This is a genomic window from Magnetospirillum moscoviense, assembly GCF_001650635.1.
Lineage (GTDB): Bacteria > Pseudomonadota > Alphaproteobacteria > Rhodospirillales > Magnetospirillaceae > Magnetospirillum > Magnetospirillum moscoviense.
The window spans coordinates 103,882-122,171 of record NZ_LWQU01000163.1; the positions used below are offsets into that span (position 1 = coordinate 103,882).

Annotated in this window: 15 protein-coding genes; 9 read left to right on the top strand and 6 right to left on the bottom strand. The window is 64.8% G+C overall.

What is annotated here, in order from left to right; genetic code table 11:
• Window positions 1-24 precede the first annotated feature (24 nt).
• Window positions 25-1,920, top strand: coding sequence for an ammonium transporter (gene amt / locus A6A05_RS15440; RefSeq protein ID WP_068503201.1), 1,896 nt, complete (start codon window positions 25-27; stop codon window positions 1,918-1,920).
• 83 nt (window positions 1,921-2,003) lie between these two features.
• Here amt and A6A05_RS15445 read toward each other — a convergent pair whose 3' ends face one another.
• Entirely contained in the window at window positions 2,004-4,010 is a 2,007-nt protein-coding gene (locus tag A6A05_RS15445; RefSeq protein WP_245644315.1) for a 3'-5' exonuclease, read from the bottom strand.
• 160 nt (window positions 4,011-4,170) lie between these two features.
• On the opposite strand from A6A05_RS15445, the gene A6A05_RS15450 reads away from it, so the two are divergent.
• Window positions 4,171-4,929, top strand: a complete 759-nt coding sequence (locus A6A05_RS15450; RefSeq protein WP_068503204.1) for a substrate-binding periplasmic protein — start codon at window positions 4,171-4,173, stop codon at window positions 4,927-4,929.
• On the opposite strand, the gene A6A05_RS15455 is transcribed toward A6A05_RS15450, so the two are convergent.
• Window positions 4,926-5,126 carry a hypothetical protein gene (locus A6A05_RS15455; protein WP_068503209.1) on the bottom strand — a complete coding sequence of 67 codons (201 nt, stop codon included), beginning with the start codon at window positions 5,124-5,126 and terminating at the stop codon, window positions 4,926-4,928. The genes A6A05_RS15450 and A6A05_RS15455 overlap by 4 nt on opposite strands.
• A gap of 228 nt (window positions 5,127-5,354) precedes the next feature.
• Here A6A05_RS15455 and A6A05_RS15460 point away from each other — a divergent pair, with 228 nt between their 5' ends.
• Entirely contained in the window at window positions 5,355-7,403 is a 2,049-nt protein-coding gene (locus A6A05_RS15460; protein WP_068503212.1) for a methyl-accepting chemotaxis protein, read from the top strand.
• Here the strand turns inward: A6A05_RS15460 and A6A05_RS15465 are convergent.
• From A6A05_RS15465 to aprB, 4 genes are all read right to left on the bottom strand, one after another.
• Window positions 7,390-7,587: a twin transmembrane helix small protein gene (locus A6A05_RS15465; protein WP_068503215.1), complete on the bottom strand. Its 198-nt coding sequence runs from the start codon at window positions 7,585-7,587 to the stop codon at window positions 7,390-7,392. The genes A6A05_RS15460 and A6A05_RS15465 overlap by 14 nt on opposite strands.
• Before the next feature lie 55 nt (window positions 7,588-7,642).
• Window positions 7,643-8,569, bottom strand: a complete 927-nt coding sequence (locus tag A6A05_RS15470; RefSeq protein WP_082911006.1) for a YkgJ family cysteine cluster protein — start codon at window positions 8,567-8,569, stop codon at window positions 7,643-7,645.
• A 195-nt stretch (window positions 8,570-8,764) separates the two neighbouring features.
• Window positions 8,765-10,687 (bottom strand): adenylyl-sulfate reductase subunit alpha, encoded by a 1,923-nt coding sequence (gene aprA, locus A6A05_RS15475; RefSeq protein WP_068503218.1) that lies wholly within the window; start codon window positions 10,685-10,687, stop codon window positions 8,765-8,767.
• A gap of 31 nt (window positions 10,688-10,718) precedes the next feature.
• Window positions 10,719-11,141, bottom strand: a complete 423-nt coding sequence (gene aprB / locus A6A05_RS15480; protein ID WP_082911007.1) for an adenylyl-sulfate reductase subunit beta — start codon at window positions 11,139-11,141, stop codon at window positions 10,719-10,721.
• 317 nt (window positions 11,142-11,458) lie between these two features.
• Between aprB and A6A05_RS15485 the strand changes: the two genes are divergently transcribed.
• The 6 genes from A6A05_RS15485 (at window position 11,459) to A6A05_RS20985 (ending at window position 18,251) form a co-directional block, all read left to right on the top strand.
• Window positions 11,459-11,845, top strand: coding sequence for a MazG-like family protein (locus A6A05_RS15485; RefSeq protein ID WP_216635817.1), 387 nt, complete (start codon window positions 11,459-11,461; stop codon window positions 11,843-11,845).
• A gap of 80 nt (window positions 11,846-11,925) precedes the next feature.
• Window positions 11,926-13,101, top strand: coding sequence for a sulfate adenylyltransferase (sat, locus tag A6A05_RS15490; RefSeq protein WP_068503221.1), 1,176 nt, complete (start codon window positions 11,926-11,928; stop codon window positions 13,099-13,101).
• A gap of 88 nt (window positions 13,102-13,189) precedes the next feature.
• Complete coding sequence (locus A6A05_RS15495) at window positions 13,190-14,446, top strand: FAD-dependent oxidoreductase (protein ID WP_068503224.1); 1,257 nt, start codon at window positions 13,190-13,192, stop codon at window positions 14,444-14,446.
• Window positions 14,447-14,463: 17 nt separating this feature from the next.
• Window positions 14,464-16,719 carry an FAD-dependent oxidoreductase gene (locus A6A05_RS15500; RefSeq protein ID WP_068503227.1) on the top strand — a complete coding sequence of 752 codons (2,256 nt, stop codon included), beginning with the start codon at window positions 14,464-14,466 and terminating at the stop codon, window positions 16,717-16,719.
• Window positions 16,720-16,723: 4 nt separating this feature from the next.
• The gene (locus A6A05_RS15505) at window positions 16,724-17,338 is read left to right on the top strand and encodes a 4Fe-4S dicluster domain-containing protein (protein ID WP_068503230.1); all 615 of its coding nucleotides are present in this window, start codon (window positions 16,724-16,726) and stop codon (window positions 17,336-17,338) included.
• A 10-nt stretch (window positions 17,339-17,348) separates the two neighbouring features.
• On the top strand, window positions 17,349-18,251 hold the full coding sequence (locus tag A6A05_RS20985) for a CoB--CoM heterodisulfide reductase iron-sulfur subunit B family protein (RefSeq protein ID WP_068503232.1): 903 nt from the start codon (window positions 17,349-17,351) through the stop codon (window positions 18,249-18,251).
• Window positions 18,252-18,290: the final 39 nt, after the last annotated feature.

Here is an 18,290-nt window from a genome sequence, read left to right on the forward strand (position 1 = left end):
AGTATTAAGCAGAGCGGAGTTCGCATGGACCCGATCGACGCCCTTTCGCCCCATGTGGCCTGGGTCCTGATGGCCAGTTTCCTGGTCGCGCTGATGCAGGCGGGGTTCACCTGCCTGGAAAGCGGATTTGTCCGCGCCAAGAATTCCATCAATGTCGCGGTGAAGAATCTGGTGGATTTCTGCCTATCGGCGGTGCTGTTCACCGTGTTCGGTTATCAGCTGATGTTCGGCCCCAGCCTGGGGGGGTGGACCGGGCCGGTGGTTCCCATTCGCTACGAGGCTCTTTCGCCCGCCGACATCACCTTCTTCATCTTCCAGCTGATGTTTTGCGGCACGGCGGCGACCATTATTTCCGGGGCGGTGTCCGAGCGCATGCGCTTCTCTGGCTACGTTATGGTGACCGTCATCACTGCCGGCCTGATCTATCCGGTGGTCGGCCACTGGATCTGGAACGGCGTCGCCGCCGGTGCCCCGGGCGGCTGGTTGGGCAAAATGGGTTTCCTGGATTTCGCCGGCTCGACGGTGGTGCACAGCGTCGGCGGTTGGGTGTCGCTGGCGGCGGTGCTGGTGATCGGGCCCCGCCTGGGCCGCTTTGGGTCCGATGGCCGCCGCATTGAAGGCCACAATCTGCCCATGTCGGTTCTGGGTGTGTTTCTGCTGTGGATCGGTTTTTTTGGTTTCAACGGCGGCTCGACCCTGGCGCTGAATCGCGAGGTGCCGCTGATCGTCGCCAACACGGCGTTGGCCGGTGCCGCCGGCGGTCTGGCCGGACTGGCCTTGAGCTGGCGGGTCTATGGCCATCCGTCTGTGGACGGAATCATCAATGGCGTCGTCGCCGGGCTGGTGGGCATCTGCGCCAGTTGCAACCTGATCGGCGAGGTCGATGCCCTGGTCATCGGTCTGGTGGCCGGGGTGATCGCCGTCATGGGTATTTGGGCCATGGCCATCCTGGAAATCGACGACGTCATGGGCGTGGTGCCCGCGCACCTGTTCGCCGGCATCTGGGGCACCGTGGCCCTGGCTCTGTTCGTCGATCCGGCCCTGCTGCCGGCCGGCGACCGCTGGAGCCAGTTGGGCATCCAGGTGTTGGGTATCGTCGCCGTCGGTGCGTTCGTGATGCCCTTTTGCTGGCTGACGTTCAAACTGCTCGACCGCTTTATTCCATTCCGGGTGACGGCCGAGCAGGAGCGCATGGGGTTGAACGTCGCCGAACATGACGCCACCTCGTCGGTCCTGGACCTGATCACCCAGATGGATTGGCAGGCGCGCTCGGGCGATTTTTCGCGCAAGGTGGCGGTCGAGCCCGAATCCGAGGCTGCCCCGATGGCACGGTTCTACAACGCGGTGCTTGAGAAGTTCGCCATCGAGACACAGCGTCGCCAGGAGGCGTTGGAGCGGCTGAACCAGTTGGCGACCACCGATCCCTTGACCGGTCTGCCCAACCGCCGCGCTTTTTTCGACAATGTGCGGCGGGATTTGGCTGCGGCGCGGCGCAACGACCGGGCCGGCGCCCTGATGTATCTGGATTTGGACGGGTTCAAGGCGGTCAATGACGGCCTTGGCCACGAGGCCGGAGACCAGTTGCTTCGCCAGGTGGCGATGCGGCTGTCGGCGGTGTTGCGCGAAAGCGACGTGCTGGCCCGGCTTGGCGGTGACGAGTTCGCGCTGTTGCTGTCGGACATCCGAAGCGCCGACGCCGCCGAGCATGTGGCCGAGAAGGTGGTGGGCCTGGTGCACGAGCCGTTCGAGCTGGCGCAAGGGCAGGCGTTGATCGGCGTCTCGGTGGGCATCGCCCTGTTTGGCGGTGCCGATCAGGTCGAGGACGTCGAGGCGGTGCTCCAGCGCGCTGATCACGCCATGTACGACGCCAAGCTGGCGGGCAAGGGCACCTGGCGGACGGCGCCGGCACCCAAAAGCTGATTGCGCGGGGGTGGGGGCATGCTCCCGTGGCCCCGCGGTCCATAAGTAGCCCGGGACGGGCAGCTTTGCGCAGAACCGCGCGCCTATAACGCCTGCTGGCGTTGATGCAGGACCATCTTCAGATCCAGTTCGCGCACCACCTGATCCAGGGTGGTGATGCCGCGCATCTCCAGCATGTCGATCTGCTTCAGCAACACGGCGGCGGTGACGATGGCGTCGCCCAGCGCGGTGTGGCGGTCGGTGATCTCGATGCCGAAGCGGTCGCAGATGGCGTCCAGCGAATGGCCGTTCTCGGGGCCGTCCAGATAGTTGGACAGCATCATGGTGTCCAGCACCGGATTGTCGAAACGCACCCCGAACTGGCGTTCGTTCATGCGCAGGAACTTCAGGTCGAAGGCGGCGTTGTGGGCGACCAGCACCGAATCGGCGGCGAAGGCCTTGAATTGCGGCAGCACCACCGAAAGCGGTGGCTTGTCGATCACCATGTCGTCGGTGATGCCGTGGAACTTGATGCTTTCCGGCGGGATCTGGCGGCCGGGATTGACGATGCGGTTGAAGCTTTCGCCCGACAGGATGCGGCCGTTGACGACGCGGACGGCGCCGATCTGGACGATCTGGTCGCCCTGGCTGGGCTGCAGGCCGGTGGTCTCGGTGTCGAAGACGATGAAGGTCAGGCTCTTCAATGGCAACCGGCCCATCTCGCCGATGTCGCGCACCCCATCCAACAGCGACAAATCATAGAATTCCGGCCGGGTCGGCAATTGCGCCTTGGGCTGGAAATGGACCTCGACGCCCTTGCGCATCGGCAGGCGCAGCCACGACCGGCCCTGGCGGTGTTCCTGGCCGATACTGTGGCCGGCATGGTGGGCCAGGACGTCCTTGACGGTCATGCCGGCCAATTGGGTCAGGCCCTTGGCCAGCCAGCCGTCCAGCGCCGGCTTGGCGGCGGTGGCACCCGGCCAGCCGATCTCGATCCAGGCGGAATCGTCGTCGGCGCCGGCGGCCAGGTCGATCTCGGCCAGGCCCATGCGTTCGGCCATCTGGCGGATCAGGCTGTCGACGGCCAGCGCCAGAGAGTGGGAATCGGCATGCAGCCATACCGGCAGTCCGGTCACCGTGACCTTCAGGCCTTCGCTCTCGACGCCCTTGGCGACGAAGGCGAAGAAGTCGGCGGAATGGACGTCGGTCATCGGCCACCAGCCCGACAGGGCGCGCTGATAGCCGTCGGTGACCTTCTTGATGGCGCGCTCGATGTTGGCCGCCTCGCGCTCGACGATGGTCTGGTTGCTGGCAGCGACGCGCAGGCGGATCAAGGGCGATTCCAGGCCCTCGGTGATCTCGCGCAGCAGCACGTCGCGGCTGGCCAGGGCGGCGACCTGGGGGCCGGCATCGACCAGGGTGACGACATAGCCGCCGGCATCGCCGTCGGCCGAGCGGATCAGGGTCATGCGGGCCTGCAGCAGCATGTGGCCATCGACCGAGCCGGCCAGGAACGGCGTGCCCTTGCCGCCCAGCTCCGGCCGGTGCAGCAGCACTTCGTGCATATGGACCACCGGCTCGCGGGCGATCGCCTCGAACAGCGAGCGGCCCAGGCCCAACTGGCCGGCCTGCGACAGCATCTCCATCGCCACCGAGTTGTAAAGAACCACCTGATGGCGCTGGTTGCACACCAGCACCCCTTCATGCAGGTCGTTCAAGATGGCGGCCAGGCGGGCGGAATTTTCCTCGGCCTTGGCGGTGGCGGTGCCCAGGCCGGTATCCAGCTCCTGGCGGGTCTGCACCAGCTTTGCGGCCATCTGGTTGATCGCCTCGGGCAGCGGCAGCATCAGGGCGTAGCGGTCGAGATCGACGCCCTGGCGGGTGCTGCCATGGGCGATGGCGCGCACGTCGGCGGCCATGCGGCGGATCAGGCGGAACACCTGGAAATCGACGATCTTCCAGGCCAGCGCGAACATCAAGACCGCGCCGGTCACCGAAACCAGGGCCAGGGCGGTCAGGTCCTCGTGCCCGACGACGCGGCTGTTGAGATAGATCGCGGCACCGCCGATGGCCGAGACATTGGCGACCAGGGCGATGGCGAGCCAGGGCAACGGACCCCGCCCTCGATGCGGCACTGACTCGTCTCCTTGACCGGAGTTTGATACTTCCCCCAAAGGTACGGCACTGGTATGGGGTCAGGCAACAGCCGAGAGTGGAAAGCCGGACGAACATGTGTTGATATGCACAGGTACAACCGAGGGAAGCCAGGAAATGAGGGCTGTTTGGGCGCTTGTCGCGATGCTGCTGGGAATGATGGCGGCGGACGGCGCGCCTGCGGCGCAACTGGTAAAGGTTGGGGGCTATGAATTTCCCCCATTCGTCGAGGCGGACGGCAAGGGTCTGGTCCACGATGTGATCGCCGCCCTGAACGCGGCGCAAACGGCCTATGAATTCCGCTTCGTGCCGGTGGCGGCCCGGCGCCGTTACGCCGATCTGGCGGATGCCCGCTTCGACGTCATGTTCTTCGAAAGCCCGGATTGGGAATGGACCCAGCGCCAGGCCGCGGTCGATTTCACCGCCGAATTCCTGCAAGGCGGCGAGGTGTTCGTCGCCCAGGCCCGACCCGGGCGCGGGCAGGATTTCTTCGCCAGTCTGACCGGTAAGCGGCTGGTCGGCATCCTGGGCTATCATTACGGGTTCGCCGATTTCAACGCCGATCCCGAGCGTCTGGCCCGCGACTGGGGCATGAAGCTGGTGGCCAACCACAAATCCAGCATCGACATGGTGCTGGCCGACCGCGCCGATCTGGCGGTGGTCACCGATTCCTATCTGTGGGCCTATCTGTCCAAGGTCCCCGAGGCGCGGGAAAAGCTGCTGGTGTCTGACCGCTTTGATCAGGTCTATCGCCACCGGGCGCTGGTGCGCCGCCTTGGGCCCATCGATGTGAAGATTCTGGATGGATTGCTGGCCAGGCTGGAACGTGACGGCACCTTGGCCAGGACCTGGCGCCAGGGCGGGATTGTCCGTTAACCCCGCCGCAAACCCTCGATGGTCTCGCCGATACGGGCCAGGGTCGCCGAAATCGAATCGCCGCCGTAATAGGCGTCCAGCAGCAGGCGGCTTTTCACCCCCAGCAGCCGCGCGGTGGCGCCGAAGCGCTCCATCAGGCGGGCGTCCAAATCGGCCGCCCACAGGGTGAAGCCGGAATCGAACAAGGGGTAGGACATCGCACTCTCCTCAACAGCCGGTGAAACTGGCGTCAGAGTGGCCCTCCTTCATGGCCTTTCGCGGACGCCTTCATGGCGCTTTCAAGGCACATCATAGGCCCGCCATCTTGAAGATTTGGTGAAACCGCCACGCACAGGTTTCATCCAACCGTCACCCCCCGGTCACGGTTCGGACATCGGCGGTCGCTATGGTCGGCGCATCCCCCCCGACCAAGCCCGAGGTCATCCATGCGTGAAGCCGTCGCCGCCCTGTCCCAAATTCCCCGCCTGTCCTGGCCCCGTCTGCCGATCGCTCTGCCCGGCCGCCTGGGCGGCCTGGACCGGCTGCCGATCGGGGCGCGGCTGGGCTTGCTGGCGGTGTTGGCGGCAGTTGTGGCTGTTGCTGTCGGCGGCACCTATTGGGCCGGCGAGCGCCATGTCGATGCCGCTCTGGTGCGCCAGGACGGCTATCGCCAGTTGAACGACCTGGCCGGCGATGTCCGCGCCCGCGCCGCCGCCTTGCACAACCACCAGGAAGCCTTCCTGCGCGAGCTCAAGCCCGATCATGCCGCCGCCTTCGCCAAGGATTCCCAGCTGATCGACCAGGCTTTGGCGCTGATGAGCCAGCGCACCGCGACCGACGGCCTGACGCTGGCGGTGGGCGAGCTGAAAGAGGGCTTCGCGGCGCTGTCGGCCGGCTTCGCCAAGGTCGAGACGCTGACCCGCACCCTGGGCCTGACCGATTCCAGCGGTCTGAAGGGGCAGTTGGCCGATTCGGTCAAGGCGGTCGAGGATGAATTGCGGATGTGGCCCAATGCCGGCCCCCTGATGCCGACCATGCTGCATCTGCGCCTGGCCGAGAAGAACTTCATGCTGTACGGCGGCCAGGCCTATCTGGGCCAGCATCGCAAATATGCCGCCCAATTCGATTTCGAGCTGGATGCCTCGGCCTTGCCGGCCTCGACGCGGGGCGAATTGCGCACGCTGATGAACCAGTACAGCGCCGACATGCAGGCCTTCGCCGAAATCGCCCTGGCCCAGGCCGCCGAGATCGAGGCGCTGCGGCGCCGCTTCCAGGCGTTGCAGCCGATCCTGCAATCGGTGTTCCTGAACGCCCGCGACGGCATGTCGGCGGCCATCACCGAGCAGGAAGGCCAGCGCGCCGGCACCACCCGGCTGGTGGCGATCATCGGCGTGGCGGCGGTGGGTTTGTTCGTGCTGGCGGTGCTGGTGCTGGCGCAAAGCGTCACCCGGCCGTTGAAGCAGATCGAGCGGGCGATGAAGCGCCTGGCCGGCGGCGATCACCGGGTGGCGGTGCCCGGCATCGAGCGCAAGGACGAGATCGGCGACATGGCCAAGGCGGTGGCGGTGTTCAAGGACAATGCCGTCGCCATGGTCTCGCTGCGCGAGCAGCAAGACGAGGTGCGCCGCCAGGCCGAGGCCGCCGCCCGCGACCGCCAGCATGTGTTGGCCGACCGGTTCGAGCACGCGGTCAAGTCGGTGGCCGACGGCGTCGGCACCCAGGCGGTGGCCATCAAGGATATCGCCCAGCGCATGGCCCAGGGCGGCGGCGACGGGCAGGGGAGCGGCTCGCTGGCGGTGGCCGAGGCGGCCGAGCGTTCGCGTCACAGCGTCGCATCGGTGGCGCGAGCCACCGAGGAATTGGCGGCCAGCGTGGCGACCATCCGCCAGCGCGCAGCGTCGTCGTCGGGCGTCGCCCGCGAGGCGGTCGAGGATTTGGGGCGCGCCACCCGCCAGGTGGAGGGCCTGGCCGGCCTGGCCAGCGATATCGACCGGGTGGTCGGGCTGATCGGCGACATCGCCCAGCGCACCAACATGCTGGCCCTGAACGCCGCCATCGAGGCCCAGCGGGCCGGCGAATCCGGGCGCAACTTCGCGGTGGTGGCCGGCGAGGTCAAGCAATTGGCGGTGCAGACCTCGGATGCCACCCGCGAGATCGCCGACCGGCTCAGCGCCATCCAGGCAGCCACCGGCGACACCGTGGCGGCCATCGGCGATGTCGGTGACACGGTGCGGCGGATGGACCAGATCGCCCGCGAGGTCGCCCAGGCGGCCGAACATCAGGCCATGGTCACCGGCAAGATCGAGCGCTGCGTCGAGGAGGTGGCGAGCGAATCGCGCATCGTGTCCGACGGCGTGGTGACGGTGACCCGGTCGGCGGTGCGTTATTGCGGCTCGGCGGTGCGGGTGATCTGGGCGGCCGACGATCTGGCCCGGCCGGCGGCCGGCCTGCGCCACGAGGTCGATTCGTTCCTGCAAACGGTCAGGGCCGGCTGAACCAGATCGCCAGTCCCAGCAAGATCACCGCCAGCGCCTGGGCCGCCACCCGCAAATTCATCAGCCGGTTGGCGTGACGCAGGTACCAAGGGCCACCCTTGGCGAAGCCCAGGATGCCGATGGCCAGGACCACCAGGACCGCGACCAGGGCGGCGCCGAGAAGAAGGGGCGGGGGTGGGTTCATGACAAGAAAATGGGGATGGTTCCGTCGGGAACCACCCCCATTTGGTCCAATCAGCCTAAGACGCCCCCAAATCGGTCCTGGCCTTGGCGATGGCTTGTTGCAGCACCTGTTCTTTCAGCAGGATGGTCGGCTCGTTGAACAGAACGTTCTTCATCCAGTCGAAGGCCAACTGTAAAAGCGCGTCGTCGCTGGTCTTGATCAGTTCCACCGCTTCCGGCGCGACGTCGTAGGATTCCAGGAACTTGGTTCCCAGCACGAAGCGGCGGAAGCTATCGACGTCGGTGGTGGCCATGAAGAACATCTTCTTCAGCTGGGCCGTCGGAGCCTTGCCGCCGGGGCCGCCCATCACTTTCCACGACGCCATCTTCATCAAGATATCGATCCAGCCGCGATTGACGCGGTCGAACTCCTCGACGCCTTGTTCGGTGCGGAACTGGCCGACATTCTGGGTCTTGCTCTCGCAATGGCCCTGGCAATGGTCTTCCTTGACCAGGAAGAAAAAGTCTTCCTTGCCCTCCATGTCCTTCATCTTCATCGACACCATGCCCAGCGGGTAATAGCGGCAGGTGGCGGGGCGGCTTTCATAGACCGAGCAGCCGTCCGGCGTCGAGAAGGCGCAGGCGCCGCGTCCATCGTCGCCCATCTTCAGCTTGGCGACCGGCAGGTCGGCCTTGGGGTGGAGGTCGGGCAGGGTGTAGGTCAGCAGAAACTCGGTCGGGCGGATGCCCAGATGCTTGGACAGGCGCAGGATACAATTGGGGGTCAGGGTGATGTCGGCGCCCTGGCAGCAGCGGTTCCAGCACGACACGCCCTTGTGGCAGCTGAAGCTGAAGGAATCATCGGCGGTCAGTTTGACCGGCTGGACCGGGAACGAAGCGTACATCTCGACCTGTTCGTCGCGCGAGCTGGCGGCCAGACGGCTGGCCTCGATGTCCATCTCGTCGAGTTCGTCGTCTTCGGAAGTGCGGGGATTGTTGGTCATGGGGGGGGGCGTTTCCCTGTTCGGTTTTTGATTTTGATTTGGGCGGTTCTGGATTGCCGGGTCACGCCCGGCAATGACGGAATTGTTTGTTTCTCGTCATGCCCGGATTTGATCCGGGGATCCTGGGTTAGTCAAGACAAAGGGGGCGCCGGAAGCCCGGCGCCCCCCCGTCTTATCAACGGTGAGCTTCAGGCCTCAGTGGCCCTGGCCCGCGTAGTGCTTTTCCACCATATCCGTGTGGGCGACCTTGCGCAGGCTCCACTCGCCGGTAGCCGGATCGATCTTCGAATTGACGAAGCACTTCCAGTTGGCTTCGTCCAGCTTCGGGAAGTCGGCCCGGTAGAAGAAGCCCGGATAACGGGTCTCTTCACGGAACATGATGTGACGCAGGTGGGCTTCCGCCGCGACGATGCGGTGGTAGTTTTCCCAGGCGCGCATCAGTTCGTGCAGGTCCTTGGCACGCATCTTCTGGCTGTCTTCCTTCAGCATGGTCAGAAGGTGCAGACCGGTTTCCAGCATCACCTTGTTGGTGGTGTAGTAGGTCGAGGTGCCGGCCACGTACTCATCCATCAGCTTCTGCAGGCGCATCTGCAGGTAACGCGGCAGGATGTAGTGCGGGTTGACGTCCTCGGCCGTGGTCTTGTCCTTGTGCTCGATATAGGTGCGGACCGGCTTGTAGATCTCTTCGGTGATGGCCTTGATGTCACCCTTCAACGACGGCTTGAAGCCGGCATTGTCGCGGACCCACTTGACCATCGACTTGCCGCAGATGCGGCCTTCGGCATGCGAACCCGACGAGAACTTGTGGCCCGAGGCGCCCACGCCGTCGCCGGCGGTGAACAGACCCTTGACGGTGGTCATGCGGTTGTAGCCCCACTTCCACTCGGCCGGCGAGTTGAGGTCTTCCGGACCCGACACCCAGATGCCGCAGCAGCCGGAATGCGAACCCAGCAGATAGGGCTCGGTCGGCATCAGTTCCGACATGTTCTGTTCGGGACGGATGTTCATGCCGGCCCACACGCCGGCCTGGCCGATGCACATGTCGAGGAAGTCTTCCCAGGCCTCGGCTTCGAGATGCTTGATCTCGGCCGGGGTCATGGTCTCGGCCAGCTTCTTCATGGCGGTGGGAGTGTCCATGAAGATCGGGCCGTTGCCGTCCTTCATTTCCTTCAGCATGGCGTGGTTGCGCAGGCAGGTGGGGACCACCGTCGCCTTGTCGTAGGGCGCGAACTCGGCCAGCATGGCGGCGTTCTTGGTCACGTAGTTCTCGCCGAAGGCGTTCAGGGCCTGCGACTTGAACAGCAGGAACCAGGCGCCGACCGGGCCGTAACCGTCCTTGAAGCGGGCCGGCACGAAGCGGTTTTCCATCATGGTCAGTTCGGCGCCGACTTCCGCGGCCATCGCGTAGGTCGAACCGGCGTTCCACACCGGGTACCAGGTGCGGCCGTTGCCTTCGCCGGTCGAACGCGGACGGAACAGGTTCACGGCGCCGCCGCAAACGTCCATGATCGCGTTGGCCTTGAAGACGTACAGCTTGTGCTCGCGCACCGAGAAGCCGACGGCACCGGCGATGCGGTTCGGCTCGTTCTCGTCCAGCAGCATCTTCACGATGAAGCAGCGCTCGATGATGTTCTCGATGCCCAGGGCCTTCTTGGCGGCTTCGGCGACGATGGTCTTGTAGCCTTCGCCGTTGATCATGATCTGCCACTTGCCCGAACGGACCGGCTTGCCGCCGTCCTTCAGGGCGACGCCTTCCGAGCCCTTGTCCTTCCAAATCGGCAGGCCCCACTCTTCGAACAGGTGCACCGAATCGTCGACGTGACGGCCGACGTCATAGACCAGGTCGTCGCGGGTGATGCCCATCAGATCCGCCGAAACCATGCGGCAGTAATCCTTGGGGTCGCGATCCGGGCCCAGGTAGGTGTTGATGGCCGACAGGCCCATCGCCACGGCGCCGGAGCGGTCCAGGGCGGCCTTGTCGACCAGGGTGATCTTGGCGTCGGGGGCCCAGCGACGAGCCTCGTAGGCCGCGCCGCACGCGGCCATGCCGCCACCGATGATCAGGATGTCGGTAGTGATCTCGATGATCTCAGGATTGCCGAAAGTGTATTCGGTCATTGGAAACTTCCTTCCCTACGTGCGCTTGGCGTCAAATGGTCGTCAAGGTCTTGCCGACCTCGGTGAACAGCAGCGGGCTGTCCAGGTCGGCAGCCGCCGGCTTGCCGCCGTAGGGGTCGATCGAACCCACCGGGGTGGTGCGCACCGGGAACTTGAAGCGCTTCACTTCGCCGTCGCGGAACTTGATGGTCCACATGATCGCCGAGTCGGTGCGCATCGGGATGACGGCGCCGCCCATCGGCACGAAATCCTGGTAGGCGCGGACTTCGATGGCCTGCTGCGGGCAAGCCTTCACGCAGCACTGGCATTCCCAGCACTGGTCGGGTTCCTGGTTGAACGCCTTCATGCGGCTGGTATCCAGCTTCATCAGGTCGTTCGGGCAGATGTACATGCAGGCGGTGACCGAACCGCCCTTACAGCCGTCGCACTTATCGGTATGCACAAAAGTGGGCATCAAAACCTCCCGTGTTGCCTTTCGGCGGGTCTCCCTCCAAGCGGCGCGTCCGGTGACGGCCGCCGATCTCTGGCCTTGGCCTCTTGTTCTCCGCGAGTGTACCCCCGGGGCGATGGGGATGGGGCGCGGGTCGGGCCATACGGTTTTCCAGTCATATTCTGTATTTGACATATTTGCAATGTCTGACGTACCTATCCACGCAAGATGTTTGCGTTGCACTTGGAACAATTATAATTTTCGAGTGTTAACAGGCGGATTCCATGGAAGAATCGAAAACAATGCTGCAATGCGGCGGTACTGCCCCGACGGGTGGGGCGGTGGATTCGCCGGATTGCCGGGCGCTGACCGAGCGCCTGATCGCCTTCCGTGACGAGCGCGACTGGGCCCAGTTCCACACCGCCAAGAACCTGATGGTGTCGCTGGCCCTCGAGGCCGCCGAGCTGCTGGAACTGGCGCAATGGAAGACCGACAGCCAGCTGGACGAGGCGCTGAGCGAGCCTGCGCTTAAGGCCAGGCTGGCCGAGGAATGTGCCGATGTCTTCCTGTATCTGCTGCTGTTGTGCGAGCGCGCCGGCATCGATTTGCCGAGTGCCGCCGCCCTCAAGATCGATGCCAACGCCGCCAAGTACCCCGCCCATCTGGCCAGGGGAAGCGCTGCGAAATACACCGAATTGCCCGAAGTTAAGAAAATTCTTGTGGAATGATGTTCTAATTTAGGCGAACTTCAAGCGGCCGAACGAGAGCGAAAAAAGCTCCGCATGGCACGAACAGGGAGAGAGGGAACATGTCCAAGCTGGTGCAGCCGCATGGCGGCGGCTCGTTGAAGCCGTTGCTGGTACCCGAAATCGAACGTCGCGACGAGTTGAAGCGGGCCGGAGCCTTGAAGAAGGTGCCGATGACCAGCCGCGAGACCAGTGACGTCATCATGCTGGCCATGGGCGCCTATACCCCGCTCGACGGCTTCATGGGCAAGGCCGACTGGGAAGGCGTCTGCTCGGGCATGAAGATGACCGACGGCCTGTTCTGGCCGATCCCGATCACCCTGTCGGCGACCAAGGAGCTGGCCGATTCCATCCAGGCCGACGAAGAGGTCGCGCTGGTCGATGCCGAAACCGGCGAGATCATGGCGGTGATGCAGGTCTCGGAAAAGTACGAGATCGACAAGGCTTTCGAGTGCCAGCACGTCTATCGCACCACCGATCCCGCCCATCCCGGCGTGCAGAAGGTGATGGGGCAAGGTCAGGTCAACCTGGCCGGCCGGGTGAGCTGCCTGTCGGAAGGCGAGTATCCCGAGAAGTACAAGGGCCTGTATCTGCGCCCGGCCGAAAGCCGCGCATTGTTCGCCGAGAAGGGCTGGTCGAAGGTGGCCGCCTTCCAGACCCGCAACCCGATGCACCGCAGCCATGAGCATCTGGCCAAGATCGCCGTCGAGGTCACCGACGGCGTGTTCATCCATCAGGTTCTGGGCAAGCTGAAGGACGGCGACATTCCGGCCGAGACCCGCACCAAGGCCATCGGTGCGATGATCGACAATTACTTCGTGCCCGGCACGGTGATCCAGGCCGGTTATCCGATCGAGATGCGCTATGGCGGCCCGCGCGAGGCGCTGATCCATGCGCTGATCCGTCAGAATTTCGGTTGCTCGCACCTGATCGTCGGTCGCGACCATGCCGGCGTCGGCGATTATTACGGCCCGTTCGACGCCCAGCACATCTTCGACACCCTGTGGCCCGGCGCGCTGGAGACCCAGGCCCTGAAGATCGACATCACCTTCTTCTGCAAGAAGTGCTACGGCATGGCGACCGCCAAGACCTGCCCGCACGGCAAGGAAGACCAGGTCAACATCTCGGGCACCAAGCAGCGCGAGATGCTGTCGAAGGGTGAGCATATCCCGCCGGAATTCAGCCGCCCGGAAGTGGTGGCGATCCTGCGCGATTATTACGCCTCGTTGGGTAAGTAAACTCTAAGGGGTGGCCGGTCCGGTTTCGCCGGGCCGGCCCAACGAACAAAGCGTTGCGCGCAAAAAACCGCGAAGTGGAGAGGGAAGTATGAGCGAGACGACGAGCCGCAGCCGCACCATCATGGTGGTCGGTGGCGGAATCGCCGGCATCACCGCCGCCGTCGAGGCGGCCGAAGCCGGACATGACGTGGTTCTGATCGAGAAAAGCCCCAGCCTGGGCGGCCGGGTCGCCCAGATGAACCGCTATTTCCCCAAGCTGTGCCATCCCACCTGCGGTCTGGAAATCAACTTCCAGCGCATCAAGAAGTCCAAGCGCATCAGCGTCTTCACCTTCTCGGAAGTGTCGGCGGTCAAGGGCGGGCCGGGCGGTTACACCGTCACCGTCAAGACCAGCCCGCGCCACGTCAAGGCCAACTGCACCGCCTGCGGCGATTGCGCCAAGGTGGCGACCTCCGAGGTCTCCAACGCCTTCAATTACGGCATGGATAGCGTCAAGTCGGCCTATCTGCCGCACGTGATGGCCTTCCCGATGCGCTATGTGGTCGACCCTTCCGTGGTCGGCACGCCCGAGGGCGAGGCCATCAAGGCCGCCTGTCCGGTCGGTGCCGTCGATCTGGAGCAGAAGGACGAAAGTTTCGACCTGGAAGTCGGCGCGGTGGTGTGGGCGACCGGCTGGCGCCCCTATCCGGCCGCCAACCTGACCGCCTATCGCTGGACCGACATTCCCGACGTCATCACCAACGTGGAAATGGAGCGTCTGGCCTCGGTCGATGGTCCGACCAAGGGCAAGATCGTCCGGCCCAGCAACGGCGAGGCGCCCAAGCGGGTGGCCCTGATCCAGTGCGCCGGCTCGCGCGATCTGAACCATCTGGCCTATTGCTCGCGCATCTGCTGCCTGGCCTCGATGAAGCACGCGGCCTATGTCCGCGAGCAGCTGGCCGACGCCACCGTCGATGTCTATTACATCGACCTGCGCGCCCACGATAAGCTGGAAAGCTTCCTCAACCGCCTGAAGCGCGACCCCCAGGTCAATTTCGTCAAGTCGAAGCCCGCCCGCATCGAGAAGTCCGAAGCCGGGGGCCCGGTGGTGTGCGGCGAGAACACCCTGACCCGCGAGGTCTATGCCGAGCCCTACGACCTGGTGGTGCTGGCCACCGGCATGCAGGCGTCGCTGGCGGCCGAGGGCCAGCCCAGCTTCGCCGCCGATTTCGACGATTACGGCTTCGTGTTCGCCGAGGGTGACTCGATCGCCGCCGGTGTGGCCTCGGGGCCGCTGGACGTGTCGATGTCGGTGCAGTCGGCGACCGCCGCCGCCTGCCGCGCCATCCGCGCCGTGACCGCCTGACGCCAGGGAGAAGAAAAATGAGCGAGAGGAAAACCGGCGTTTACCTGTGCAGCGGCTGCGGCATCGGTGAGTCCGTGCAGGTCGGCGCCCTGGAGGGTGTCGCCAAGTCCGAGTACAAGCTGGAAGCCAAGACCCACGCCTGCCTGTGCGGCGACGAGGGCGTCGGCATGATCAAGGCCGACATCGAGGCCGGCACCAACCAGGTGGTGGTCGCCGCCTGCTCGGCCCGCGTGATGACCGACCGCTTCGGCTTCGAGCCGATCCAGGTGGTCCGCGCCGATCTGCGCGAAAAGGTCATCTGGTCGCATCCGGCCGGCGACGAGGACACCCAGGCCCTGGCCGAGGACCATGTCCGCATGGCCCTGACCCAGGCCAGCAAGATCAAGGCCCCCGAGCCGTGGACCGAGGGCGAGTTCTCGCAAACCATCATGGTGCTGGGTGGCGGCGTCACCGGCCTGTCGGCCGCGCTTCAGGCCGCCGGCCTGGGCCACGACGTGCTGCTGGTGGAACGCGCTGACCAGTTGGGCGGCCATGCCCGCACGGCTTCCAAGCGCCTGCCGCACACGCCGCCTTACGACAAGCCGGAAGCCAACGACATCGGCGTGCTGTTGGACGCGGTGGCGGCCAATCCCAAGATCACGGTGCGCCTGAACGCCCTGGTCACCCGCACCGCCGGTATGCCCGGCAAGTTCGCGGTGACCTTCGCCGACGGCACCATCGAGGATGTCGGCGCCATCATCGTCGCCACCGGCTGGCGTCCCTATGACGCCACCAAGCTGGGCCATCTGGGTTACGGCGCCAGCCCCGACGTGGTGACCAACACCGACATGGAAAAGATGCTGGCCGCGGGTCAGCTGGCCCGCAAGTCGGACGGCAAGGCGCCCAAGTCGATCGCCTTCGTCCAGTGCGCCGGCTCGCGCGATGCCGACCATCTGCCCTATTGCTCGTCGATCTGCTGCCAGACCTCGCTGAAGCAGGCGCTGGAAGTGCTGGAGACCGACCCGACCGCCAACATCTTCGTCATCTACGAAGAGATGCGCACCCCGGGCGTGGCGGAAGAATTGTACCGCCAGGCGCAAAGCAAGGGCGTCATCTTCATCAAGGGCAAGGTCAAGGCCGTCGGTGCCGACCTGACCGTCACCGTGGCCGACGAACTGGTTCAGCAGGACGTGCCGCTGGCCGGCCTGGACATGGTGGTGCTGGCCACCGGCATGGTGCCCAACTCGACCAATCCCGATCAGGCGATGGTCGAATACGGCGCCGAGCAGTTGAATGGCGACGTCGATCCCGAGGCACCGATCGCGGTGGCCGGCTATTGCGGCGAGGCCCCGGCCGCCCATGAAAAGCGGGTGCAATCGGTGCCGGAAGGCGGTCCGCTGCTGAACCTGCAATACCGCCAGGGCCCGCATCTGCCGGTGCTGCATGACGGGTTCGCCGATTCGCACTATATCTGCTTCCCCTACGAGACCCGGCGGACCGGCATCTACACCGCCGGTCCGGTGCGTCGCCCGATGGATTGGGCCGAAGCCGCCGAGGACGCTGCCGGTGCGGTTCTGAAGGCGGTGCAGGCGGTGCGTTCGGCCGCGGCCGGTGCCGCCCTTCATCCGCGCGTCGGCGACCTGTCGTTCCCCAAGATCAACCTGAACGCCTGCACCAAGTGCCGCCGTTGCACGGTGGAATGCCCGTTCGGCGCCATCGACGAGGACGAGAAGGAATATCCCAACGTCAACCCCACGCGCTGCCGCCGCTGTGGCACCTGCATGGGTGCCTGTCCGGTGCGCACCATCAGCTTCGACAACTATTCGGTCGAGATGCTGTCGTCGATGATTAAGGCGGTGAAGGTCCCCGACGAGTTCTCGGGCAAGCCGCGCATCCTGATCATGGCCTGCGAGAACGACGCCGTCCCGGCGCTGGACCAGGCCGGCATCAAGCGTAATAGCTGGTCGTCGCATGTTCGCGTCGTGCCGGTGCGCTGCCTGGGTTCGGTCAGCCTGCTCAACATCTCGGACGCCCTGTCGGCCGGTTATGACGGCGTCATGCTGATGGGCTGCAAGCCGGGCGATGATTACCAGTGCCACTTCGTCAAGGGCTCGGCCATGGCCGCCGAGCGTCTGTCGAAGGTCGGCGAGACCCTGAAGTCGATGATGCTGGAACCCGAGCGGGTGGTGCAGGCGGAGGCCTCGATCGCCGATTCCGACCGGTTGCCCAAGGTGATCGACGGCTTCGTCGAGACCATCATGAAAGTCGGCTTCAATCCGTTCAAGGGGTTCTAAGGCCATGAACGCCATGTCTCCCACGCCTTCCAAGGCCTATGACCTGAACTTCGCCCGCTGGGTCTATGAAAACGTCGATGGTGGCGACCGCATGGCCTTGTGCATGCAGTGCGGCACCTGCTCGGGCTCGTGCCCGATCGGCACCCAGATGGACCATGGTCCGCGCAAGCTGTTCATGATGATCCGCGCCGGCATGAAGGACGCGGTGCTCAGTTCCAACACCTTGTGGAACTGCGTGTCTTGCTACAATTGCGTGGTGCGCTGCCCGCGCCAGGTGCCGGTGACCTATATCCTGCACGACCTGGCCCATGTGGCGGTGCGTGAAGGCTATGCCCAGGCGAAGGAAAGCGACAATGCGCGCTTCGCCAAGGCCTTCTGGTGGTCGGCCGCCAAGTATGGCCGCACCGACGAACGCCTGGTCACCGCCAAGTATTACTTCAGCTTCGGCGTGGGCGAGGGCATCAAGCGCGGCATGGCCAACCAGAAGATCGCCATGGGCATGGTCAAGACCAAGCGCATGCATCTGGGCATGCCGCACAAGGTCAAGAATACCGGCGAACTGCACGCCATCCTGGCCAAGGCGGCCGAGATGGAAGCCAAGAAGCATGGCGCGAAGTGAGGATGATGCGATGACCACCAAGACCATGTCGTACTATCCCGGCTGCTCGTCGCAGGCGTCGGCCGTTCATCTCGACACCTCCCTGCGCGCCGTCATGGGCAAGCTGGGCATCACCTTGCGTGACGTCGAGGACTGGAATTGCTGCGGGGCCTCGGTCGGCCATGTCGATGGCGGCCATCTCGGCATGTATGCCCTGAACGGCCGCAATCTGGCCGCCGCCCAGGCGCAGGGGCCGGAAGATTTCGTCACGCCGTGCGCCGCCTGCTATCTCAACAGCCATTACCACAACGAGAAGATCCGCGGTGACGAGGCCCTGAAGGCTGAGGTCAACGAGGTGCTGGCCGCCGGCGGCAAGTCCTATGACGGGTCCTTGCATGTCCGTCACTCGTGCGAGGTGCTGGTCAACGATATCGGCATGGACGCCGTCAAGGCCCAGGTCACCAAGCCGCTGTCGGGCCTGAAGGTGGCCGGCTGGGTCGGTTGCCAGACCGTGCGCCCGTTCGCCAAGACCGAGCGCGGCGGCAATTACGACGCCTATGACGATCCCAAGTTCCTGGACGACTTCATCAGCGCCTGCGGCGCCGACGCTGTGCCGTTCAAGGGCAAGACCAAGTGCTGCGGCGGCTCGGTCAGCGTCATGAGCCCCGACAAGACCCTGCACCTGATGAAGGACATTCTGGACGAGGTGAAGGAAACCGGCGCCGAGGTGGTGGTCACCCCGTGCCCGCTGTGCCAGACCAACCTGGAAATGTATCAGCCGATGATCAACGAGAAGTTCGGCACCGATTTCAATTTCCCGGTGATGTTTTATTCCCAGTTGATGGCGGTGGCGTTCGGTCTGGACGCCGAGAAGGATGCGGCCCTGCACCAGCATCTGATCCCGCCTCAACCCGTTCTTGCCCGGGCGAAGTAGTCACAGGGGGCTTTAGCCCGGGAACCTTGGGCCGCGCCT